Origin of the sequence: Glycomyces paridis, from assembly GCF_004912155.1 — a bacterium.
Lineage (GTDB): Bacteria > Actinomycetota > Actinomycetes > Mycobacteriales > Micromonosporaceae > Glycomyces > Glycomyces paridis.
In genome coordinates, this window is sequence record NZ_STGX01000003.1 from 1 (window position 1) to 19530 (window position 19530).

15 protein-coding genes are annotated in these 19530 nt (G+C 71.0%); 7 read left to right on the plus strand and 8 right to left on the minus strand.

What is annotated here, in order from left to right:
• Positions 1 to 224 precede the first annotated feature (224 nt).
• Complete coding sequence (locus E9998_RS04205) at positions 225 to 422, plus strand: type II toxin-antitoxin system VapB family antitoxin (RefSeq protein WP_204745252.1); 198 nt, start codon at positions 225 to 227, stop codon at positions 420 to 422.
• Positions 419 to 901 (plus strand): PIN domain nuclease, encoded by a 483-nt coding sequence (locus E9998_RS04210; protein WP_158299686.1) that lies wholly within the window; start codon positions 419 to 421, stop codon positions 899 to 901. The genes E9998_RS04205 and E9998_RS04210 overlap by 4 nt, the downstream gene beginning before the upstream one ends.
• A gap of 119 nt (positions 902 to 1020) precedes the next feature.
• Here the strand turns inward: E9998_RS04210 and E9998_RS04215 are convergent, their stop codons facing one another.
• Together E9998_RS04215 and E9998_RS25150 are read right to left on the minus strand one after the other, a co-directional pair.
• Positions 1021 to 1599 (minus strand): GNAT family N-acetyltransferase, encoded by a 579-nt coding sequence (locus tag E9998_RS04215; protein ID WP_136528466.1) that lies wholly within the window; start codon positions 1597 to 1599, stop codon positions 1021 to 1023.
• 71 nt (positions 1600 to 1670) lie between these two features.
• Positions 1671 to 2159 (minus strand): Imm1 family immunity protein, encoded by a 489-nt coding sequence (locus E9998_RS25150; RefSeq protein ID WP_158299687.1) that lies wholly within the window; start codon positions 2157 to 2159, stop codon positions 1671 to 1673.
• 361 nt (positions 2160 to 2520) lie between these two features.
• On the opposite strand from E9998_RS25150, the gene E9998_RS04225 reads away from it, so the two are divergent.
• The gene (locus tag E9998_RS04225) at positions 2521 to 5436 is read left to right on the plus strand and encodes an AfsR/SARP family transcriptional regulator (RefSeq protein ID WP_158299688.1); all 2916 of its coding nucleotides are present in this window, start codon (positions 2521 to 2523) and stop codon (positions 5434 to 5436) included.
• Here the strand turns inward: E9998_RS04225 and E9998_RS04230 are convergent.
• From E9998_RS04230 to E9998_RS04250, 5 genes are all read right to left on the minus strand, one after another.
• The gene (locus tag E9998_RS04230; RefSeq protein WP_136528469.1) at positions 5426 to 6235 is read right to left on the minus strand and encodes an ABC transporter permease; all 810 of its coding nucleotides are present in this window, start codon (positions 6233 to 6235) and stop codon (positions 5426 to 5428) included. The two genes, E9998_RS04225 and E9998_RS04230, sit on opposite strands and share 11 nt — an antisense overlap.
• Entirely contained in the window at positions 6232 to 7197 is a 966-nt protein-coding gene (locus E9998_RS04235) for an ATP-binding cassette domain-containing protein (RefSeq protein WP_136528470.1), read from the minus strand. The genes E9998_RS04230 and E9998_RS04235 overlap by 4 nt, the downstream gene beginning before the upstream one ends.
• A gap of 162 nt (positions 7198 to 7359) precedes the next feature.
• On the minus strand, positions 7360 to 8295 hold the full coding sequence (locus E9998_RS04240; protein ID WP_136528471.1) for a carbohydrate ABC transporter permease: 936 nt from the start codon (positions 8293 to 8295) through the stop codon (positions 7360 to 7362).
• On the minus strand, positions 8292 to 9275 hold the full coding sequence (locus E9998_RS04245) for an ABC transporter permease (RefSeq protein WP_136528472.1): 984 nt from the start codon (positions 9273 to 9275) through the stop codon (positions 8292 to 8294). The genes E9998_RS04240 and E9998_RS04245 overlap by 4 nt, the downstream gene beginning before the upstream one ends.
• A 91-nt stretch (positions 9276 to 9366) precedes the next feature.
• Positions 9367 to 11058, minus strand: coding sequence for a type 2 periplasmic-binding domain-containing protein (locus E9998_RS04250; protein WP_136528473.1), 1692 nt, complete (start codon positions 11056 to 11058; stop codon positions 9367 to 9369).
• 260 nt (positions 11059 to 11318) lie between these two features.
• Between E9998_RS04250 and E9998_RS04255 the strand changes: the two genes are divergently transcribed.
• The 3 genes from E9998_RS04255 to E9998_RS04265 all read left to right on the plus strand — a co-directional run bounded on the left by E9998_RS04255 (position 11319) and on the right by E9998_RS04265 (position 16681).
• Entirely contained in the window at positions 11319 to 12563 is a 1245-nt protein-coding gene (locus E9998_RS04255; protein ID WP_204745253.1) for an ROK family protein, read from the plus strand.
• 294 nt (positions 12564 to 12857) lie between these two features.
• The gene (locus E9998_RS04260; RefSeq protein ID WP_136528474.1) at positions 12858 to 15689 is read left to right on the plus strand and encodes a glycoside hydrolase family 3 protein; all 2832 of its coding nucleotides are present in this window, start codon (positions 12858 to 12860) and stop codon (positions 15687 to 15689) included.
• Complete coding sequence (locus tag E9998_RS04265) at positions 15689 to 16681, plus strand: LacI family DNA-binding transcriptional regulator (protein WP_136528475.1); 993 nt, start codon at positions 15689 to 15691, stop codon at positions 16679 to 16681. The genes E9998_RS04260 and E9998_RS04265 overlap by 1 nt, the downstream gene beginning before the upstream one ends.
• Positions 16682 to 16798: 117 nt before the next feature.
• Here E9998_RS04265 and E9998_RS04270 read toward each other — a convergent pair whose 3' ends face one another.
• A complete protein-coding gene (locus E9998_RS04270) occupies positions 16799 to 17506 on the minus strand; it encodes a M23 family metallopeptidase (protein WP_158299689.1) in 708 nt (235 codons plus the stop codon).
• 377 nt (positions 17507 to 17883) lie between these two features.
• Between E9998_RS04270 and E9998_RS04275 the strand changes: the two genes are divergently transcribed.
• A complete protein-coding gene (locus E9998_RS04275) occupies positions 17884 to 19503 on the plus strand; it encodes an ABC-F family ATP-binding cassette domain-containing protein (RefSeq protein ID WP_136528477.1) in 1620 nt (539 codons plus the stop codon).
• Positions 19504 to 19530 lie beyond the last annotated feature (27 nt).

The window sequence follows — 19530 nt, forward strand, 5'->3', positions numbered from 1 at the left end:
TCGACCAACTCGCCCTCGAACACCTCTACGGCGTCCGCTAGGACCAGCGAATACAACGACGGTGGCCCCGGAGCAGAGCTCCGGGGCCACCGTCGTGTTGATATCTCGTTCGAATCGTTGGAGATGTCGAGAAAATTTGTTCAAGGATGCGACACGCCATCTAAATAGATTTGACCCGAGGGCTGGATCGGTATGTTCAGGGGGTGAAAAGGATGACCAGAACGGTGATCAATCTCGATGACGACCTCTTGGACCAGGCCAGTGAAATCTTCGGGACGAAGACCAAGGTGGCGACCGTCAATGCCGCGCTCAAAGCCGCGGTCGACCGCCGGAAGCGGATGCAATTCATAGAGTGGCTTGCGGAAGGTGGACTGCCCGACCTCGACATCGAGGAGCTGCGGCGACGGGCGTGGGGCCCGTGACCCGCTACCTGGTTGACAGCAGTGTCGTGGCCCGTCATGCCAGACCGGCCATCGCAGAACGTCTGGCACCGCTCGCCGCGGTGGGGCGAATGCTGATCTGCGACATTACGATGATGGACCAGCAGGTTAGCGCTAGGACCGCGAATGACAGCCAGAAGTTGGAGTACTTCTTCTCCGGCTTCGAGCAGCCGCCCATCACGCCCGAGGTGTTCGGTCGGGCGAAGGAGGTGCAGCGGCGGCTCGTTCAGCGTTCGCTGCACCGAAGCGTCAAGATCCCCGACCTGATCCTGGCGTCCGCCGCCGAGTTGAACGGACTCACCGTCCTCCACTACGACAAGGACTTCGACCGGATCGCCGAGGTCACCGGCCAGCCCGTCGAGTGGGTCGTTCCCCCTGGCGAAGCGGACTTATTCCGTGCACGGAACCGGGCCCGGAGCTGTTGCTCCGGGCCCGGTTCACTACCCCACACCCATCAGTAGGATTCGCGCCTTGCGGCGCTGTCACCCTCAGGAGGATTCGCTTTCCCCTTGCACTTGACATTAGGGGCGGGGGCGTGGCGTTGGCCGCGAGAAGCATCAGAGTTCCATTGGAACCGGGATCAGCGCGCGGGGCGGGTGGGGGCCGGGGGGTCGGCGAGTTTCGCGAGGGGGCGCTGCCAGACGCCGACGTCGTGCCATTCGCCGAACTTGTGGCCCGCGGCGTCGATGGTGCCGACGAGCGTGAAGCCGAAGGCCGCGTGGAGGGCCTCCGAGCCCGGGTTCGGGCTCGTCACCAGGGCCATGACGCTGCGGAAGCCCTGCGACTCCAGGCGTTCGAGCAGCTCGCGGTACAGGGTCGAGCCGACCTTGCGGCCCCGCTGCCCCTCGGCGACGTACACGGTGGCCTCGGCGGTCCAGTCGTAGGCCTGGCGCGGGTTCCACGGCTTCGCGTAGGCCAGGCCGACCACCTCGCCGCCGGGGGTGCCGTCGGGCACGGTGGCGACGATCCACGGGTAGCGCACGCCGTACGCGGCCAGCTCGCGCTCCCATTCAGCGGCCGGCTGCGGCTCGGTGCGGAAGTTCGCGGTGCTGCCCGCGATGTAGTGGTTCACGATCGCGGCGATCGCGGTCGCGTCCGGGGCCTCCGCGAGGCGCACCGTGACGGTCACGGCGTCGGCGGCCGTGTCACTGCTGCTCATGGCCGAAGCCTATCCAGCGGGGGCGCCGGGGCGGCCCGGTCGTCCCGCCAGACGGGCGAACGCCACTCAGGTCACCACACGGTGCTGGGGCGCCAGGCGCACATGGTCGGGCGCAGCCCGCCGGTGGCCCGGAAGTCCTCGACCGCGCGGGCGAGCGTGCTCAAGGCGATGTGCGCGTCCACGGGGAACACGCTCGCGGTGTCCATGTCCCGGTACAGGCGGATGCCCGGCGCCTTCGGCAGCTCGGAGTAGGTGACCCACGCGCCGGGGCCGTAGTCTTCGCCGCCGGGGCCGTAGTACGCGAGGGCGCCGACCTCGGTCTCCCTGTCTGCGACGATCTTGAGCCCGTGGTCGGGGCGGCCGCCGGGCGCGTAGCCGGGCCGGTCGCGCACGAGCGCGGTCGCGACCTGGACGAGGTCGGAGGCGACGATCGTCGCCACCGCCGCCGCGACCCCGTCGGGGTCGTAGGCGAGGAGGATGCGGGTCCCGTTGTCCCTGGTGCTCAAGCTGAACTCGGCGCAGTAGCCGGAGACGTGCGCGCCCGCGGGGCCAGCGCTCATCGGCGGTGCTCCTTCCGCGTCAGGGGAGAAGGACGTGCGGGCTTCGGAATCGTGCTGGAAATCAATGGGGATCGCCATGGCGGACACCGCACTTCGTGTACTGGAATCGAACGCCGACGCCGTTGTCGGAGGCCGCTTCCGGGGTAGGGGCCACGACTCCGCTACCGTGCCGCGGCGGGTTTGTGAACGACAGTACGTGTGCGATCGTGCAGTTTGGCCGATCAGTCGGGAAGTTGACAGAAATGTACTGATGTGTTGTGACATCCTGTCCATGCAACTCGTAGATTCCACTCAGGAGGCGCCGCACACCCGGACCGGACCGCCTCCCGCGGACCCGCCGCCGCGCGGCAAGATAGAACCCATGCGAGTGGAGCTGCTGGGGCCGTTGCGAGTGCGCGACGAGGACGGGAACGACCCCGCCGTCCCCGCCGGCCGCCAGAGGGCGCTGCTGGCCCGCCTCGCCCTCGACGCCGGACGCACGGTCTCCGCCGCCGCCCTCATCGACGCGCTCTGGCCGCACGAGCCCCCCGCCAACGCCGCCGGCGCCCTCCACACCCAACTCTCCCGCCTGCGCCGCGCCCTCGGCGGCGACGCCATCGCCAGCGGCCCCGGCGGCTACCGGCTCACCGCCGACACCGACGCCGACGAGTTCGAACGCCTCGCCGCCCGCGCCGAAGCCGCCTCCCGCGACGGCTCGACCGCCGCCGCCCGCGAGCACGCCGAAGCCGCCCTCGCCCTGTGGCGCGGCACCGACCTCGCCGGACTCGACGGCTACGACTTCGCCGACGCCGCCCTGGTGCGCCTCGCCGCCCGCCGCGACGCCGTCGCCGCCCTCCTCCTCGACGCGCGCCTGCGCCTCGACGGCGCCGACGCCGTGCTGGCCGACCTCGCCGCCCGCCACGCCGCCGACCCCCTCAACGAGTCCGACGCCGCCCGCTACGTCCGCGCCCTCGCCGCCGCCGGACGCCGCGCCCAAGCGCTCGCCGTCTACACCGCCGTACGGGACGCCCTCGCCGACGAACTCGGCGTCGACCCCGCACCCGTCCTCGCCGAAGCCCACCTCGACGTCCTCCGCGGCGTCGCCTCCGACGCACCGGCCGCGTCCGACGGAGGCAGGGCCGAACCGGTTACCCCCGAACCCGCCCCCACCGACCGGCTCCCGCAGCCCCTCGCCGCCTGCATCGGCCGCGAGACCGAACTCGCCGACCTCGAACGCCTCCTCGCGTCCAACCGCCTCGTCACCCTCACCGGCCCCGGCGGCACCGGCAAGACCCGCCTCGCCGTCGAGACCGCCCACCGCCTCGCCGCCGCAGGCACCGCCGTCCACATGGTCGAACTCGCCCCCGTCGCCGACCCCGACCGCCTCCCCGAGATCGTCATCGACGCGCTCGGCCTCGGCGAATCCGTCCTCTCCCGCCGCCGCCGCGACGAACCCGCCGACCGCCTCGTCGAAGCCCTCCGCAACCGCGAACTCGTCCTCGCCGTCGACAACTGCGAACACCTCATCGAAGCCGCCGCCGCGCTCCTGGCCCGCCTCCTCTCCGGCGTCCCCGGCCTGCGCGTCCTCGCCACCAGCCGCGAACCCCTCGGCATCACCGGCGAGACCGTCTTCGACCTCCGGCCCCTTCCGCTGCCCGACCCGGACGACACCCCCGAGGCCCAGCGCTCGCACGCGGCAGTCCGCCTCTTCGAAGAACGCGCCCGCCAGAGCGACCCCGGCTTCACCGTCGACGCCGACAACGCCGGCCTCGTCGTCCAGGTCTGCACCGCCCTCGACGGCCTCCCCCTCGCGATCGAACTCGCCGCCGCCCGCCTGCGCGGCATGAGCCTCGACGACCTCGCCACCCGCCTCGACGACCGCTTCGCCCTCCTCGGACGCGGCCCCCGCACCGCCGCCCCCCGCCAGCGCACCCTCCGCGCCGTCGTGGACTGGAGCTGGGACCTCCTCGACCCCGAGAGCCGCCTCGTCCTCGCCCGCATGTCGGTCTTCAACGGCACCGCCGACCTCGACGCCGCCTGCGAGGTCTGCTCCACCGACGCCGACCGCATCACCGACCTCGTCGACAAGTCCCTCGTCCAGCGCCTCCCCGGCGGCCGCTACCGGCTCCTGGAGACCGTCCGCGAATACGCCGCCGCCCGCCTCGCCGAAGCCGGCGAGACCGCCGGACGCTACGAGCGACACGCCCTCCACTACGCCGCGCTCGCCGAGGCCGCCGAACCCCACCTCATGCGCGCCGAGCAGATCGCCTGGCTCGACCGGCTCAGCGCCGACCACGGCAACCTCACCGCCGCCGTCTACCGCATGATCGCCGCCGGGAACGCCGTGGTCGCCCACCGCGCCGTCTCGCCCCTCGCCTGGTACTTCTGGATGCGCGGCCACCGCCGCGAAGGCCAGGAGCTCGTGCAGCGCGTCCGCGCGATGCCCGGCGAGGTCTCGCCGCTCATGCGCGCCAAGTCCGCCCTCGCGGGCACCTGGGGGATGTGGTCGGGCTGGCTCGACCCCGCCGAGGTCGACGCGGACTTCGCCGAGGCCCAGGCCCTGGCCGAGCGCCACGGCCTCTTCGAGGCCGAACCGCTCCTGCGGATGCTCCCGCTCATCAGGGCCCTCCTCGCTGAGGACGAGGCCACGCTGCGGTCCATCGCGGCGGTCGCCGAGACCGAGCGAGAGATCTGGGTCCGCGGCATCGGGCTGCTGTTCATCTCCGACTTCTCCCACCGCGCCGGGCGCACCGAGCAGTCCCGCGCCGAGAACGCCGAGGCGCTGGCGATCTTCGAGCGGCTGGGGGAGCGGTTCGGGCTCGTGGTCACGCTCCAGGGCATCGCGGCCGAGCGCATGGCCGACGGCGACTACCCGGGCGCGCGCGGGCTGCTGGAGCGGGCGATGGCGGCCGAGGCCGAGTTCGGCGCCGACGTGGCCGACTCGGTGATCGCCGAGCACCTGTGGCGCCTGGACGCCGAGCACGGCGACGACCCGGCCGCGGTCCTCGACCGGATGCGGGCCGTGCGGGGCCGGGCGGAGCGGATCGGCAACGCGGAGAACGTCATCGCTGCCCGCACCTCGGCGGCGATCTGCCTGCGCCGCCTCGGGCGCCTCGCCGAGGCCCGCGAGGAGCTGCTGGCCGCCGAGACGGGCCTGCCGGAGTTCCTCGACTTCTCCGAGGTCTCGGTGCAGCTGTACCGCCAGCTCGCGGCCGTGGCGCACGAGATCGGCGACCCGGACCTGGAGGTCCGGGCCGCCGGCATGGTCAACGGCAGCAACTGGCCGTTCAGTTCGTGAGCTTGCGCCGGTAGGCCCGCAGGGACAGCGGCACGAACACCGCCAGGATCGCGGCGCACCAGCCGAGCAGGGCCCAGACCTCGCCGCCGGGGGTGCCGCCGTCGAGGAACACGCGCATCGAGTCGGCCAGGGCCGTCAGCGGGTTGAGCTCGGCCCACCACTGGACCGCCCCGGGCAGGGTGTCGATCTCCACGAAGATCGTGGAGGTGTACGCCAGGGGCATGAGCAGGCTGATCATCCACGTCTGGATCTGCTCCTCGCTCTTGGCGGTGAGCCCGACGAGGACCATGCTCCAGGAGGCCGCGAAGAGGAACAGCAGCAGCACGCCCGCGGCCGCGGCGGTGCCGAGGACGCCGCCCTCGGCGCGGTAGCCGATCGCGAAGGCCACGCCGCCGACGACCAGCAGCGCCCACGCGTACTTGACGAGGTCGGCGGCGACCCGCCCGGCCAGCAGCGAGAACCGCGAGACGGGCATGGCGGTGAGGCGGTCGAACACGCCCTCCTTGATGTCCCCGTACAGGCCCAGGCCCGTGGAGGTCACCGCGAAGAACAGGCCCATCGCGATGATGGTCGGCCCGGCGTACTGGAGGAAGTCCTGCCAGGAGCCCATCATCTGCCCGCCCATGAAGAACGTGATGGACAGCAGGATCATGAGCGGGATCATGAAGAAGTCGACCAGTTGGGCCGGGTAGTGCTTGATCGAGGCGAGCGAGCGGGCCGCCATCGAGGCGGACTGCGCGAGCGTCCCCCGCTTGGTGGTCCAGGTCGTCTCGGTCGCGGCGGTGTTCATGGCGCTCATGCCGCCATCTCCTTCTCGGGTTCGGCTTCGGTGTGGGCGCGGTGCCCGGTGAGCTGGAGGAAGACCTCGTCGAGGGTCGGCTCGTGGAGCCCGAACCCGGCGAGGTCGACCCCGGCCTGGTTGACGCGGACCATGACGGCCTGCGCCTCGCCCGCGTGGGCGACCGGCACGATCACCGCGCCGTCCTCGGTGCGGGCCTTGGCCCCGATCGCCCATTCGGCGAGCTGGGCGAGCTGCCCGGCGGCGTCGGGGCGGGCGGGGGACAGGCGCAGGACCTGGCCGCCGACGGTCTGCTTGAGCTGCGCGGGCGTCCCGGAGGCGATGACCCGGCCGGTGTCGATGACCGCGATGGAGTCGGCGAGCTGGTCGGCCTCCTCCAGGTACTGGGTGGTGAGCAGGACGGTGGTGCCCGCGGCGACGAGCTCGCGCACGACCTGCCAGAGCCCGTTGCGGCTCTGCGGGTCGAGTCCCGTCGTCGGCTCGTCGAGGAACAGGACGTCGGGGCGGCGCACGACGGAGGCCGCCAGGTCGAGGCGCCGGCGCATCCCGCCTGAGTACTTCCCGGCGGCCCGGGTCGCGGCGTGCGCCAGGTCGAACCGCTCGATGAGCTCGTTCGCGCGGGCCCTCGCCTGGCGGCGCGAGGCGCCGAGGAGCCGGGCGATGAGGACGAGGTTCTGCTCGCCCGAGAGGTTCGGGTCGAGCCCGGCGTACTGGCCGGTGAGCCCGATGCGCTCGCGCACCTTGCCCGCCTGGGTCGCCACGTCGAGCCCGAGGACGCGGGCGGTGCCCGCGTCGGGCCGCGTGAGGGTGGACAGGACGCGGACGGCCGTGGTCTTGCCCGCGCCGTTGGGGCCCAGGACGCCGAGGACGGTGCCGGGCGCGGCGCCGAGGTCGACGCCGTCGAGGGCGTTGACGTCGCCGAAGGACTTCCTCAGCCCTCGGACTTCGATCGCGTACTTCATGGGGGTGCCTCTCCGTTTCGCTTGCTGTGCCACCAGCGTGCGCGCGGTGCCTTTCACCCGCCTTGCACCGCGCTTTCACCGCCGAGAAACCGGATGAAAGGGCATGACAGGCACGAGAAAGGGCCGCCCCCGCGAAGCGGAGGCGGCCCTGGAGACCTGCGGTCAGCCCTTGATGGCGCCGGTGATGATCGCCTTCGTGAAGTGCTTCTGGATGAACGGGTACATGATCACGATCGGGACGATCGTGCAGACCACGACCGCCATCTTGAGCGCGGCCGTCGGCGCGGCCTCGGCGGCCTGGTACTGGCCGACGTCGGCGCCCGGGATGCCCTGCGTGGACAGGAGCATCCGCTGGAGCACCACCTGGATCGGCTGGGTCTCCAGGCCCGGCGTGTACAGCACCGCCTGGAAGTACATGTTCCAGTAGCCGACCGCGTAGAACAGCGCGATGACGGCGAGGATCGCTTTCGACATCGGCAGGACGACCTTGAAGAGCGTGCGGAACTCGCCTGCGCCGTCCATCTTCGCGGCGTCGATGAGCTCGTTCGGGACGCTGTTCATGAAGAACGACCTGAGCACGATGAGGTTGAACGCGTTGAGCGCCATCGGCAGGATCAGCGACCAGTACGAGTCGAGCAGGCCGAGCTTCTGGACCACCAGGTAGCTCGGGTACATGCCCGGCGCGAACAGGAACGTGAAGAGCACCAGCATGAGCAGCGGCCGGTGGAAGAGCGAGCCGGTGCGCGAGAGCCCGTAGGCCGCCCCGATGGTGAGCACCATCGAGATCGCGGTGCCCAGGGCGGTGAGGCCGATGGTGAGCAGCAGCGAGCGGGTGAGCGCGCCGCCGTCGAAGATCGACTGGTAGGCCTTGACGCTCACTTCGCTCGGGATGAGCAGCAGGTTCCCGCCGGCCTTGGCGAGGGCGTCCTCGCTGGCGAAGCTGGTGGCGACGACCGCCCAGATCGGGATGACGATGGCCGCGGCGTAGCAGACCAGGAAGAGCGCCTTGGCGATCTTGCCGAACCAGGTCGGCTCCTCGTCCCAGGCGGGACGGGTGTTCTTGCGGCGCTTCTTGAGTGGGATGTCGGTGGCGGTCATGACTTCTGGTAGATCCCTTGCTCTCCGAGGCGGTGCGCGACGTTGTTCGCCACCAGCACCAGCACCAGGCCGATGACGCCCTTGAACAGGCCGGCGGCCGTGCCGAAGGACGGGCCCTCGGTGCCGATGACGCTGCGGTAGTACACGAACGTGTCGAGCACTTCGGTCGTCTGGTAGCCGATGGCGTCGCGCTGGAGCTGGTACTGCTCGAAGCCGACGTTGAGGATGCCGCCGATGTGGAGGATGAGCAGCAGCACGATGACGGGGCGGATGCCCGGGAGGGTGATGTGCCACATCCGCCGCCACCGGTTCGCGCCGTCGACGGCCGCGGCCTCGTAGAGGCTCGGGTTGATCGAGGCGAGCGCGGCCAGGAAGATGATCATGCCCCAGCCCGCGTCCTTCCACGCCCACTGGAGCCAGGCCAGGAACGTGAAGGTGCTCGGGTCGGACATGATGTCGAGCCGCTCCCCGCCGAAGCCCAGGAGCCAGTTGCTCACCAGGCCGTCGGAGCCGAGGACCTGCACGAACACCGTGACGACGAGGACCCACGAGAAGAAGTAGGGCAGGTACACGATCGACTGGAAGACGCTGCGCAGCTTCGTGGACACCACGCTGTGCATGAGCAGCGCGAGCACGATCGACAGCGGGAAGAGGAAGAGCAGGTTCGCGAAGGAGTACTTCAGCGTGTTCAGCAGCGCCGGTAGGAAGTACGGGTTGTCGAACAGGCGCAGAAACCAGTCGACGCCGACGAACTGGTTCTCCCAGAACGGCCGGTACGTCTTGTAGTCCATGAACGCGATGATGTTCCACGACGAGGGCCAGTAGAAGAACACCGCGAGCTGCGCGAGGGCCGGGAGGGTCATGAGCAGGAGCGGCCAGTCGTGCCGCAGCCGCTGCCCGATCGAGCGCCTTCGCCGGAGCGAGGTCCGCTTGGCGGGCTTCTCCGCGGCGGGTGGTGCTGAAGTTTGCAGTGCTGCCATCGCTAATGAGATCCAGTCAGTCAATGCCGGTGCAGGGGGACGGGAGAAGGCCGGGCGGTCCTATGGGAGGCGGGACCGCCCGGCCTGGGCCTTACTTGTCGCCGTGCAGCTTGTCGTAGGCGGCGGTGTAGTGCTCGCGGGCGGCCTCGCCGCCGTTCTCCAGGAAGGTCGCGACCATGTCCGGGATCGTGGACAGCTCGGCGCGGCCGAAGGCGATGTCGGCCTGCTGGTCCAGGAGCGTCTGGGCGGCGGACTTGTAGTCGGCCGGGCCCTCGACGCGCATGCCCTCCCAGATGTTCACCTCGGCGAAGTCCTTGACCGAGGCGTTGTACTCGAACTTGCGCTGGACGAAGTCCGGGTCGCCGGTGAGGAAGACCTCGACCTGGCCCGAGAAGGTCTTGAGGTTGACCGGGGCCTGGACGGTGCCGGTGCCGGCCTCGGTGAAGACCGGGATGCCGTCGTCGCCGTACTCGAAGTGCGTGCCCTCGACGCCGTAGTTGAGCAGCTCGTACTCGGTGGTGCCGTAAGGCGCCGAGCAGAAGTTCGCGACGTCGAGGATCTCCTTGACCTGGTCCTCGGTGAGGTCCTTGGACAGGAAGGTCCAGCCGTCGACGCTGAAGTTGACGAACCGGATGGGCTTGCGGCCGTTGAAGCCGATCGCGCCGATGGGCTCGATGGCGCCCTCGGCGGTGCCGGTCTTGACCTGGTTGGAGTAGTCCGACCACCAGGACATGCCGTCCTGGGACATGAGGATGGTGCCGTCCACGTGCAGGACGTGCCCGTCCAGGGTCCCGGTGGGGGTGTCGGGGTGGACCAGCTTCTCGTCCCAGCAGGTGCGGCGGAATTCGAGCCACTCGGTGTACTCGGGACGCTCGCAGTTGTGGACGAGCTTGCCGTCGATGTACGCCCAGCCGTCGCCGGAGGCGAGGCCGAACCACTCGGGGGAGACGTAGTCGAGGTTGAGGAAGGCCCACTTGCCGTTGGCGTCGTCGGACCAGGCGCGGGCGACTTCGAGGACCTCTTCGACGGTGGTCGGCATCGCCAGACCGGCGTCTTCGAGGAGGTCGGTGCGCACGAACACGCCGTTGCCGGGGCCGCCGGAGAAGTTCGACGGGATGCCGAAGACGCGGGCGGTCTCGGGGTCCTCGGGGTCGGTGGACCACACCGACTGGCCCCAGGAGTTCGTGGGCTCGCCGGCGAGGAGCGGCCAGCGCTCGGAGATGTCGCCCTTGATGATGTCGGTGAGGTCGTAGAAGGTGTTGACCACCGTCTCCTGGAAGTTCGGGTGCGCGTAGAGCATCCAGGCGAAGATGTTGATGCCGTCGCCGAACTCGTTGGCGGCCAGCCACTGCACCGAGGTGTCGGCGAAGGTGTTGCCGTCGGCCTGGCGCAGGTTGATCTTGGTGCCGCCCCACGCCTCCTGGAGGGTCGCGAAGTACGGGTCGTCGCCGGCCGGGGGCGAGCCCCACATCGCGACGGTGATCTCGTACTCGCCCTTGCCCTCGGCGGCCGTGGTGATGGCCGGCGCCGGCTCGGGGTAGGTGGTGAAGCCCGAAGGGTGGTTCGGCGGCTCGCCCACGAGGTCGGGCTGGACCGGGAGCTCGTACTCCTTGTAGGTCGGCAGGAAGTCGAAGCCCTCGGTCGCCTGGGCGGCGCCGTCGCCCGACTCGATGTCGCCGCAGGCGGCGAGGATGGGCAGGCCCGCGGCCCCGGCGGCGCCGAGACCGGCCACCTTGAACAGGGAGCGGCGCCGGATGGGCGACCTGTCGGAGGGAGTAGCCACGTTGCTGTCCTTTCGGTCGTACTGGTGAGGGTTGGTACTAGGGGGGTGTAGCCGCAATTAGTTCGGCTATTCGATAAACTAAAGTAGCGCACGGTGACAGCCCGCACAAGCCGGGGGTCAGGCGAAACGGGCGCGGATTGATCACGATTGGGGAACGGCCCTTGCCGGTGAACGCGCGCATGCGACACCGTCGGGGACTGCTCACCTAGCGCTTGTCGCCATCCCCGAGAATGGGTCACGAGTTACATCTGGAGGAGAACATGGCGATGCGCATAGCGGCGAAGTCGGCCGGACCGGACGGCGACGAAGCGCTGCGACGCGCCAAGCGCGCCGACTTCACCGACGTGCGGGCCAACAACCTGGGCTTCGTCCTCCGGCAGGTCCGCGTCGAGGGCCGGTGCTCGCGCGCCGACCTGGCGGCCAAGACCGGCCTGAACAAGGCCACGGTCTCCTCGCTCGTCGCCGAGCTCATCGAGCGCCGCGTCCTGCGCGAGTCCGGCTCGGTCATCGGCAACATCGGGCGCCCCGCGGTGCTCCTGAGCGTCGACAGCGGCTACTACGCCTCGATCGGCGTCGAGGTCAACGTGGACTACATGGCCCTGGTCGCGGTCGACCTGGCGGGCAACCGGCTCCTGAGCTGGCGGCGCGCCCACGACGGCGCGGGCTCCTCGGCGGGCCGGTCGGTCTCGGCCATCGCCGGGCTCGCCAAGCGGGCGGTGGACAAGATGGACGCCGAGGGCCGCCAGATCCTCGGCCTCGCCGTCGCCGTCCCGAGCATGATCGACCACAAGGGCGTCGTGCGCAACGCGCCCCGGCTGGGCTGGACGGACTTCGACCTCGCCTCCCGCCTGCGCAGCGCCATGCGCGACCCGCAGTACGCCGTCTCGGTCGACAACGACGCCAACCTGGGCGCGGTCGCCGAGCAGCGCTTCGGCGCCTGGGCCGACATGTCGAACATGATCTACCTGACCGGCGAGATCGGCCTCGGCGCCGGCCTCATCATCGACGGCGAGCTGCGCCGCGGCGCCGCGGGCTTCGCGGGCGAGTTCGGGAACCTCTTCGTCGAGATCGACGGGAGCATCGGTCGCGTCGAGGACCTCGCGAGCATCCGCACCGCCCTGATCGAGCTCTCCGAGGCCGAGGACATCAACTCCACCGAGGTGGAGGCCGAGGTCGAGGACATCGTCACCCGGGCCCGCGCGGGGGAGGACCGCGTCATCGCGGTCCTGGAGCGCATGGGCCGCGCGCTCGGCGCGGGCATCGCCCTCGCCGTGGACCTGCTCAACCCCGAGGTCGTGGTCCTCGGCGGCCACTACCAGGCCCTGAGCCCGTGGCTCCTGCCCGCGGCCGAGGCCGAGCTGGGCTCGCGCGCGTTCGCGCCCGAGTCCGGGGGCGTCGAGGTCGTCGTCTCCTCCCTCGGCCACGAGGCGCCCGCGCTCGGCGCGGCGACCGGCATCCTCAACGACATCGACGCGGGAAGGATGCCCACCCCGCTCGGGCGTTGACACGCTCCCACGGTTGTTTCGCGATTGTTACCCCGACCGTTTTCGCAGGCCCCCGCCTCGCGGAAGCGGTGAAAACCGTCATTAGCACACGTTGGCGCCCGTACGCGGCCTTGACGCCGGGCCGGGCCCGGGTGTAGAAATCTTGCAATCCCAATCGAAGCGCTTCGAAAGCCGTCACCAGCTGTAACGCCATCGTCATCGAAGCGCTTCGACGGCGGAGATCACACCCGGCACCGTCTCCACCCCAGGCGCCCCGCACAGCCAGCGACAGCGAAGTCCACAAGGAAGTCCCACATGAACGACCCGCGTCCCGCCTTCCGCGACACCAGTCTTTCCCGCGACGACCGCATCGCCGACCTCCTCTCCCGCCTCACGCTCGAAGAGAAGCTCGGACTCCTCCACCAGTACCACCGGCCCGTCGAACGGCTCGGCATGGGCCCGTTCAAGACCGGCACCGAAGCCCTCCACGGCCTCGCCTGGCTCGGCGAGGCCACCGTCTTCCCCCAGGTCGTCGCGCTCGGCGCCACCTGGAACCCCGAGCTCGTCGAACAGGTCGGCGCCGCCGTCGCCGACGAGGTCCTCGCCTTCAACCACGAGGACCCCGTCAAGGTCGGGCGCAACGTCTGGGCCCCCACCGTCAACCCGCTGCGCGACCCCCGCTGGGGCCGCAACGAGGAGGGCTACTCCGAGGACGCGTGGATGACCGGCCTCATGGGCGCCGCCTACGCGCGCGGGCTCAAGGGCGATGGCGAGGTCTGGAAGACCGCCCCCACCGTCAAGCACTTCCTCGCCTACGGCAACGAGGCCGACCGCTGCACCACCTCCTCGAACATGCCGCCGCGGGTGCTGCGCGAGTACGAGTTCGCCGCCCACCGCCCGGCACTGGCGGGCGGCGACGCGGTCGCGGTCATGCTCTCCTACAACCTCGTCAACGGCCGCCCCGCGCACGTGACGCCCCTGGTCAACGACGAGCTGCGCACCTGGACCGACGACGAGGTCTTCATCGTCTCGGACGCCTACGCCCCCAACAACCTCGCCCAGCTCCAGGGCTACTTCGAGGACCTCCCCACCGCGTACGCCGCCGCCGTCAAGGCCGGGCTCGACTCCTTCACCCAGGACGACGACCGCCCCGACGAGGTCCTCGGCCACCTCGCCGCCGCCCTCGAACGCGGCCTCCTCGACGAGGCCGACATCGACACCGCCGTGCGCCGCAACCTCTTCGTGCGCTTCGGCCTCGGCGAGTTCGACCCCGAGGACCCCTACGCGGGCATCGGCCGCGAAGCGGTGAACTCGCCCGAGCACCGCGCCCTCGCCCGCGAGGCCGCCGCCCAGTCGATCACCCTCCTCCAGAACAACGGCATCCTGCCGCTCCAGGGCCCGGGCAAGCAGGCGCCCAAGAAGATCGCCGTCATCGGCCCGCTCGCCGACGTCCAGATGCAGGACTGGTACTCCGGGACGCTCCCGTACGCCGTCACCGCGCGCCAGGCCCTCGCCGAGCGCGCCGAGGTGGTCCACACCGAAGGCGTCGACCGCATCCGCCTGCGCCACAAGACCGGCTACGTGACCGCCGTCGAGGACGGCAAGGCCCTGGAGATCACCGACACCGTCGGCGCCGCCGCCCAGTTCGACCTGTTCGACTGGGGCGGCTGGTCCTACACCGCGCGCAACGTCGCCACCGGCCTCTACCTCGACGGCCGCCGCGACGGGACCGTGGGCGCCGACTCGACCGGCCCCCACGAGTTCGACGTCCACGAGACCTTCACCATCGTCGAGCTCGAAGGCGGCAAGCTCGCCGTCCAGCAGCGCCACGGCCCCGAAGGCGCCCCGGGCCGGTGGCTCGCCCTCCAGGACGGCCGGGTCGGCCTCGCCGAGGACCGGGCCGACGCCGCCGAGTTCGACTTCGACTTCGTGGTCAAGGGCCGCGAGGCCGCCGCCGAACTCGCCCGCGACGCCGACGTCGCCGTCCTCGTCCTCGGCGACCACCCGCTCGTCAACGGCCGCGAGACCGAGGACCGCACCGACCTCGAACTGCCCTCGTCCCAGCGCTGGATCCTCGGGACCGTCCTCGCCGCGAACCCGAACACGATCCTCGTCACCACCTCCTCCTACCCCTACTCCGCGACCTGGGCCGCCAAGCACGTGCCCGCGGTCCTGTGGTCGGGCCACGGCGGACAGGAGTGGGGCAACGCCCTTGCCGACGTCCTCTACGGCGACCGCGACGTCGAGGGCCGCCTGCCGCAGACCTGGTACACCGGCGCCGCCGAGCTGCCCGCGATGCTCGACTACGACATCGTCGCCTCCGACGCGACCTACCTGTACTACCTCGGCCAGCCGCTCTACCCGTTCGGGCACGGCCACTCCTACGCCGAGTTCAAGTACGCGAACCTCACCGTCGACAAGGAGCACGCCGGACCCGGCGACGAGCTCCGCGTCACCGTCGAGGTCGCCAACACCGGCGACCGCGACGGCGTCGAGGTCGTCCAGCTCTACTCCCACCAGTGCGGCTCGCGCGTCAAGCAGCCGCTGCGCCAGCTCCGCGGCTTCGACAAGGTCCGCCTCGCCGCGGGCGAGACGCGCACCGTCGCCTTCACCGTCGCCGTGGACGACCTCGCCCACTGGGACAACGTCACCGGGCGCATGATCGTCGAGAAGAGCCGCCAGCGCCTCATGGTCGGCCGCTCGGCCGCGAACATCGTCCTGTCGGCCTCGGTCCGCGTCGACGGCGAGGTCGTCCCCGCCCGCGACCTCGCGGCCCCCGTCGCCGCCACCGCGAACGACGCCTACTCCGGCGTCCTGTGGCGCGACGAGTCGCGCACCTCGGGCGACGTCATCGCCGCCGAAGAGGCCGGCGGCTGGATCATGCTCGGCGACTGCGACTTCCGCGAGGGCGGCTACACCGCCGTCACCGCCCGCGTCGCCGGACCGGCCTCCCAGCTCACCCTCCGCGCCGACGATCCGCTCGACGGCGACCTCCTCGCCAAGATCGACACGCCCGCCACCGGCGGCGTCTACGACTACGCGGACGTCACCGTCGACCTCGCCCGCACCGAAGGCGTCAAGGACCTCTACGTCTCCTTCGAGGGCCCCGTCCGCCTGTCCACCCTCGCCTTCGCGGAGGCGTCCTAGTGGCCGCACCGGGCCGCGGCGTCACCATCGCCGACGTCGCGGCGCGCGCCGGGGTAGCGGCCAGCACGGTCTCCTACGTGCTCAGCGGCAAGCGGTCCATCTCCCCGGACACGGCGCGGCGCGTCATGGAGGCGGTCGCCGAACTCGGCTACCACCCGCACGCCGGGGCGCGCTCGCTCGCCTCCCGGCGCTCGGGCGTCCTCGCGATGATGCTGCCCCTGCGCGACGGCATGCACCTGCCGGTGCTCATGCAGTTCGCCTCGGGCGCCGTCACCGAGGCCCGCCGCCAGGACCAGGACGTGCTCCTCATGACCGCCGACGAAGGACCCGCCGGACTCGCGCGGGTCGCCGCCTCGGCCATGGTCGACGGGCTCATCCTCATGGACGTGGAGGTCCGCGACCCCCGCGTCGAGGCCCTGCGCCGCCTCGGCCTCCCCAGCGTCCTCATCGGCTTCCCCGCCGACGCCGAGGGCCTCACCTGCGTCGACCTCGACTTCACGGCCGCCGGGCAGGTCTGCGCCGACTACCTCGTCGAACGCGGCTGCCGCGACATCGCCCTCCTGGGCGCCTCCGAGGCGGTCTACGAGCGCCGCACCGGCTTCGCCGAGCGCGTGCGCGAGGGCTTCCTCGGCCGCTCCGGCCCCGGCGCCGCGGTCTGGCCCTGCCCGGACGACCCGATCTCGGTGCAGCGCACCGTCAAGGAACTCCCCGCGGCCAACCCGGACCTGACGGGCCTCGCGGTCCACAACGAACCGGCCGTCGGCCACGTCATGCACGCCCTCGCCGACGCCGGCAAGCGCGTGGGGGAGGACTTCCACGTGGTCGTCATCGGCCCCGACGAGGTCGCCGAACGCGTCCACCCGCAACTGCCGTCGGTCCTCGTGCCCGCCGAGACGCTCGCCGAGATCGCCGTGCGCCACCTCATGCGAAAACTCGACGGCCTCGACGTCCCCGCCGCGACCCTGGTCGAACCGCAGCTGACCGCCCGCTGACGAGACGAACGGCCCGCGCACTCCACGAGTGCGCGGGCCGTTCGCGTACGACGGCGGCCCCGGAACAGGTGGGGTCCCGGGGCCGCCGCCCTCCTTTCGGAGCGAATGCGGTCTGTGTCAGCCGACGTCGACGCCCTGCTCCTGGAGCCAGGCCAGGGAGTCGACCTTCTCGCCGTCGATGAGGACCTCGAAGTGCAGGTGCGGGCCGGTCGAGTTCCCCGTGGTGCCCGCGTAGATCACGGTGTCGCCCTTGGAGAGCTCGTCGCCGACGCTCACCGGGACGTCGGTCGCGTGCGCGTACCGGGTCTCCACGCCGTTCCCGTGGTCGACGTACACGACGTTGCCGTAGCCGCCGGCCTCGAAGCCGACATAGGTCACGGTGCCGTCGCCGACCACGCGGATCGCGTCGCCCTCGTTGTTCGCGAAGTCCGTGCCGCCGTGGAGGCGGCCGTCGCGCTGGCCGTAGAACGAGCTGATGCGCGCGTCTGAAGGGGAGATCCAGGGGGCGGCGGCCTCGGCCGCGGCGGCCTCTTCAGCGGCCTTCTCCTCGGCCGCCTTCTCCTTCGCCTCGGCCTCCTTGGCGGCGGCCTCCTCGGCGGCCTTCGTCTTCTCGGCCTCGGCCTTCTCGGCCGCGACGGTGGCGGCCTGCTCGCGCGAGGCCTGCACGGCGGCCATGTCCGCCAGCACGTCGTCGACCTTCCAGTCGGCCTGCACCAGCGTCACCTCCGCCCGGTCCTCGGCGTCGGCCGCCTGCGCCGCGGCCTGCCCCGACAGGGCCGAGACGACCCATCCGGCGAAGATCGCGGCCACGAGGCCGACGCTCACGAAACGCCAGCTGTGACGTTCGCGACGAATTCGGCGCCGCCGGATCACTGCCCGGAGTCGGCGGCTGGTCATTTCGCGTCCTGCTGATTCGCAGTTCTCGTCATGTGTGCCCATAGCGTCGGGAAACCTACCCGACCCGATCCCGACAATCGGCCCATGACCAGGCGATACAACGCCCCAACTGGTCCCTGCGCGGGCCATGTCGGCACCCGGGGGCGGCCGCGCCTCCTCCGAAAGGACGAGGCGCGTGACGCACAGTGAATGGTCGACTTCGGAAGGCCGCCGGTAATCGGTGGAGCCGTGACCCACGACGCCGCCTAAACTTGGAAGGTCTGCCTGCGGCCGCCTCGGCCCGCCATCGCCTGAAGGAGTGCCCCATGATCACCGCTGCCGGTCTCGAGCTGCGCGCCGGTTCGCGCATCCTCCTGTCCGGGGCCGATCTGCGGATCCAGCCCGGCGACAGGATCGGACTCGTCGGGCGCAACGGCGCCGGCAAGACCACCACCATGAACGTCCTCGCGGGCCTCACCCAGCCCTACAGCGGCCGCATCGAGAGCAACGGCCGCTTCGGCTACCTCCCGCAGGACCCGCGATTCGCCGACCTCACGCAGACCGCCTCCAACCGCGTCCTCTCCGCCCGCGGCCTCGACCAGCTCCTGTCCGACCTCGCCAAGACCGAGGCCGAACTCGCCGAGGTCGCCGACGACGCCAGGCGCGACAAGCTCGTCAACCGCTACTCCCGCCTCGAAGAGCAGTTCTCCGCCCGCGGCGGCTACCAGGCCGAGTCCGAGGCCGCCCGCATCTGCTCCAAGCTCGGCCTCGAAGACCGCATCCTCGCGCAGCCGCTCTCGACCCTCTCCGGCGGCCAGCGCCGCCGCGTCGAACTCGCCCGCATCCTCTTCTCCGACGACGGCGACGGCATCCTCCTCCTCGACGAGCCCACCAACCACCTCGACGCCGACTCCATCAACTGGCTCCGCGGCTTCCTCGCCGGGCACAAGGGCGGCCTCGTCCTCATCACCCACGACGTCGAACTCCTCGACGAGGTCGTCAACACCGTCTGGTTCCTCGACCCCACCCGCTCGGTCATCGACATCTACAACCTCGGCTGGAAGGCCTACCAGCGCCAGCGCGCCGAGGACGCCGAACGCCGCCGCCGCGAGCGCGCCAACGCCGAGAAGAAGGCCGCCACCCTCACCAAGCAGGCCGCTAAGCTCGGCGCCAAGGCCACCAAGGCCAAAGCCGCCAAGGGCATGATCCGCCGCGCCGAGGAGATGCTCGACAACCTCGAAGAGGACCTCATTCAGGAGAAGGTCGCCGACGTGCGCCTCCCCCAGCCCGCCCCCTGCGGCAAGGTCCCGCTCACCGCCTCCGGCCTGTCCAAGTCCTACGGCTCGCTGGAGATCTTCACCGGCGTCGACCTCGCCATCGACCGCGGCTCCCGCGTCGTCATCCTCGGCCTCAACGGCGCGGGCAAGACCACGCTGCTGCGGATGCTCGCCGGCACCCTCGAACCCGACACCGGTCAGGTCGAACCCGGCTACGGCCTGCGCATCGGCTACTTCGCGCAGGAGCACGACACGCTCGACCACACCGGCACCGTCCTGGAGCAGATGCAGTCGGCCGCCTCCGACTCCGGCGCCGACCTGCCCGACTCGGAACTGCGCAAGATCCTCGGCGCGTTCCTGTTCCCCGGCGACGACGTCCACAAGCCCGTGCACGTCCTCTCCGGCGGCGAGAAGACCCGGCTCGCGCTGGCGAGCCTGGTGTCCTCGGGCGCGAACGTGCTGCTGCTGGACGAGCCGACGAACAACCTCGACCCGGCCAGCCGCCAGCAGGTGCTCGACGCCGTGGACGGCTTCACCGGCGCGATCGTCATGGTCACCCACGACCCGGGCGCGGTCGAGGCCCTGCGCCCCGAGCGGGCGATCCTCCTGCCCGACGGCGACGAGGACCTGTGGTCGGACGAGCTGATGGAGCTCGTCGAACTCGCCTGACCGGCGGGGCCGCGCCGGCCCTCGGGC

Coding starts and splice junctions, on each gene's coding strand:
- E9998_RS04215 (WP_136528466.1), bottom strand. CDS start 1,599: ATGAGCAGCAGTGACACGGCCGCCGACGCCGTGACCGTCACGGTGCGC.
- E9998_RS25150 (WP_158299687.1), bottom strand. CDS start 2,159: ATGAGCGCTGGCCCCGCGGGCGCGCACGTCTCCGGCTACTGCGCCGAG.
- E9998_RS04225 (WP_158299688.1), top strand. CDS start 2,521: ATGCGAGTGGAGCTGCTGGGGCCGTTGCGAGTGCGCGACGAGGACGGG.
- E9998_RS04230 (WP_136528469.1), bottom strand. CDS start 6,235: ATGAGCGCCATGAACACCGCCGCGACCGAGACGACCTGGACCACCAAG.
- E9998_RS04235 (WP_136528470.1), bottom strand. CDS start 7,197: ATGAAGTACGCGATCGAAGTCCGAGGGCTGAGGAAGTCCTTCGGCGAC.
- E9998_RS04240 (WP_136528471.1), bottom strand. CDS start 8,295: ATGACCGCCACCGACATCCCACTCAAGAAGCGCCGCAAGAACACCCGT.
- E9998_RS04245 (WP_136528472.1), bottom strand. CDS start 9,275: ATGGCAGCACTGCAAACTTCAGCACCACCCGCCGCGGAGAAGCCCGCC.
- E9998_RS04255 (WP_204745253.1), top strand. CDS start 11,319: ATGGCGATGCGCATAGCGGCGAAGTCGGCCGGACCGGACGGCGACGAA.
- E9998_RS04260 (WP_136528474.1), top strand. CDS start 12,858: ATGAACGACCCGCGTCCCGCCTTCCGCGACACCAGTCTTTCCCGCGAC.
- E9998_RS04275 (WP_136528477.1), top strand. CDS start 17,884: ATGATCACCGCTGCCGGTCTCGAGCTGCGCGCCGGTTCGCGCATCCTC.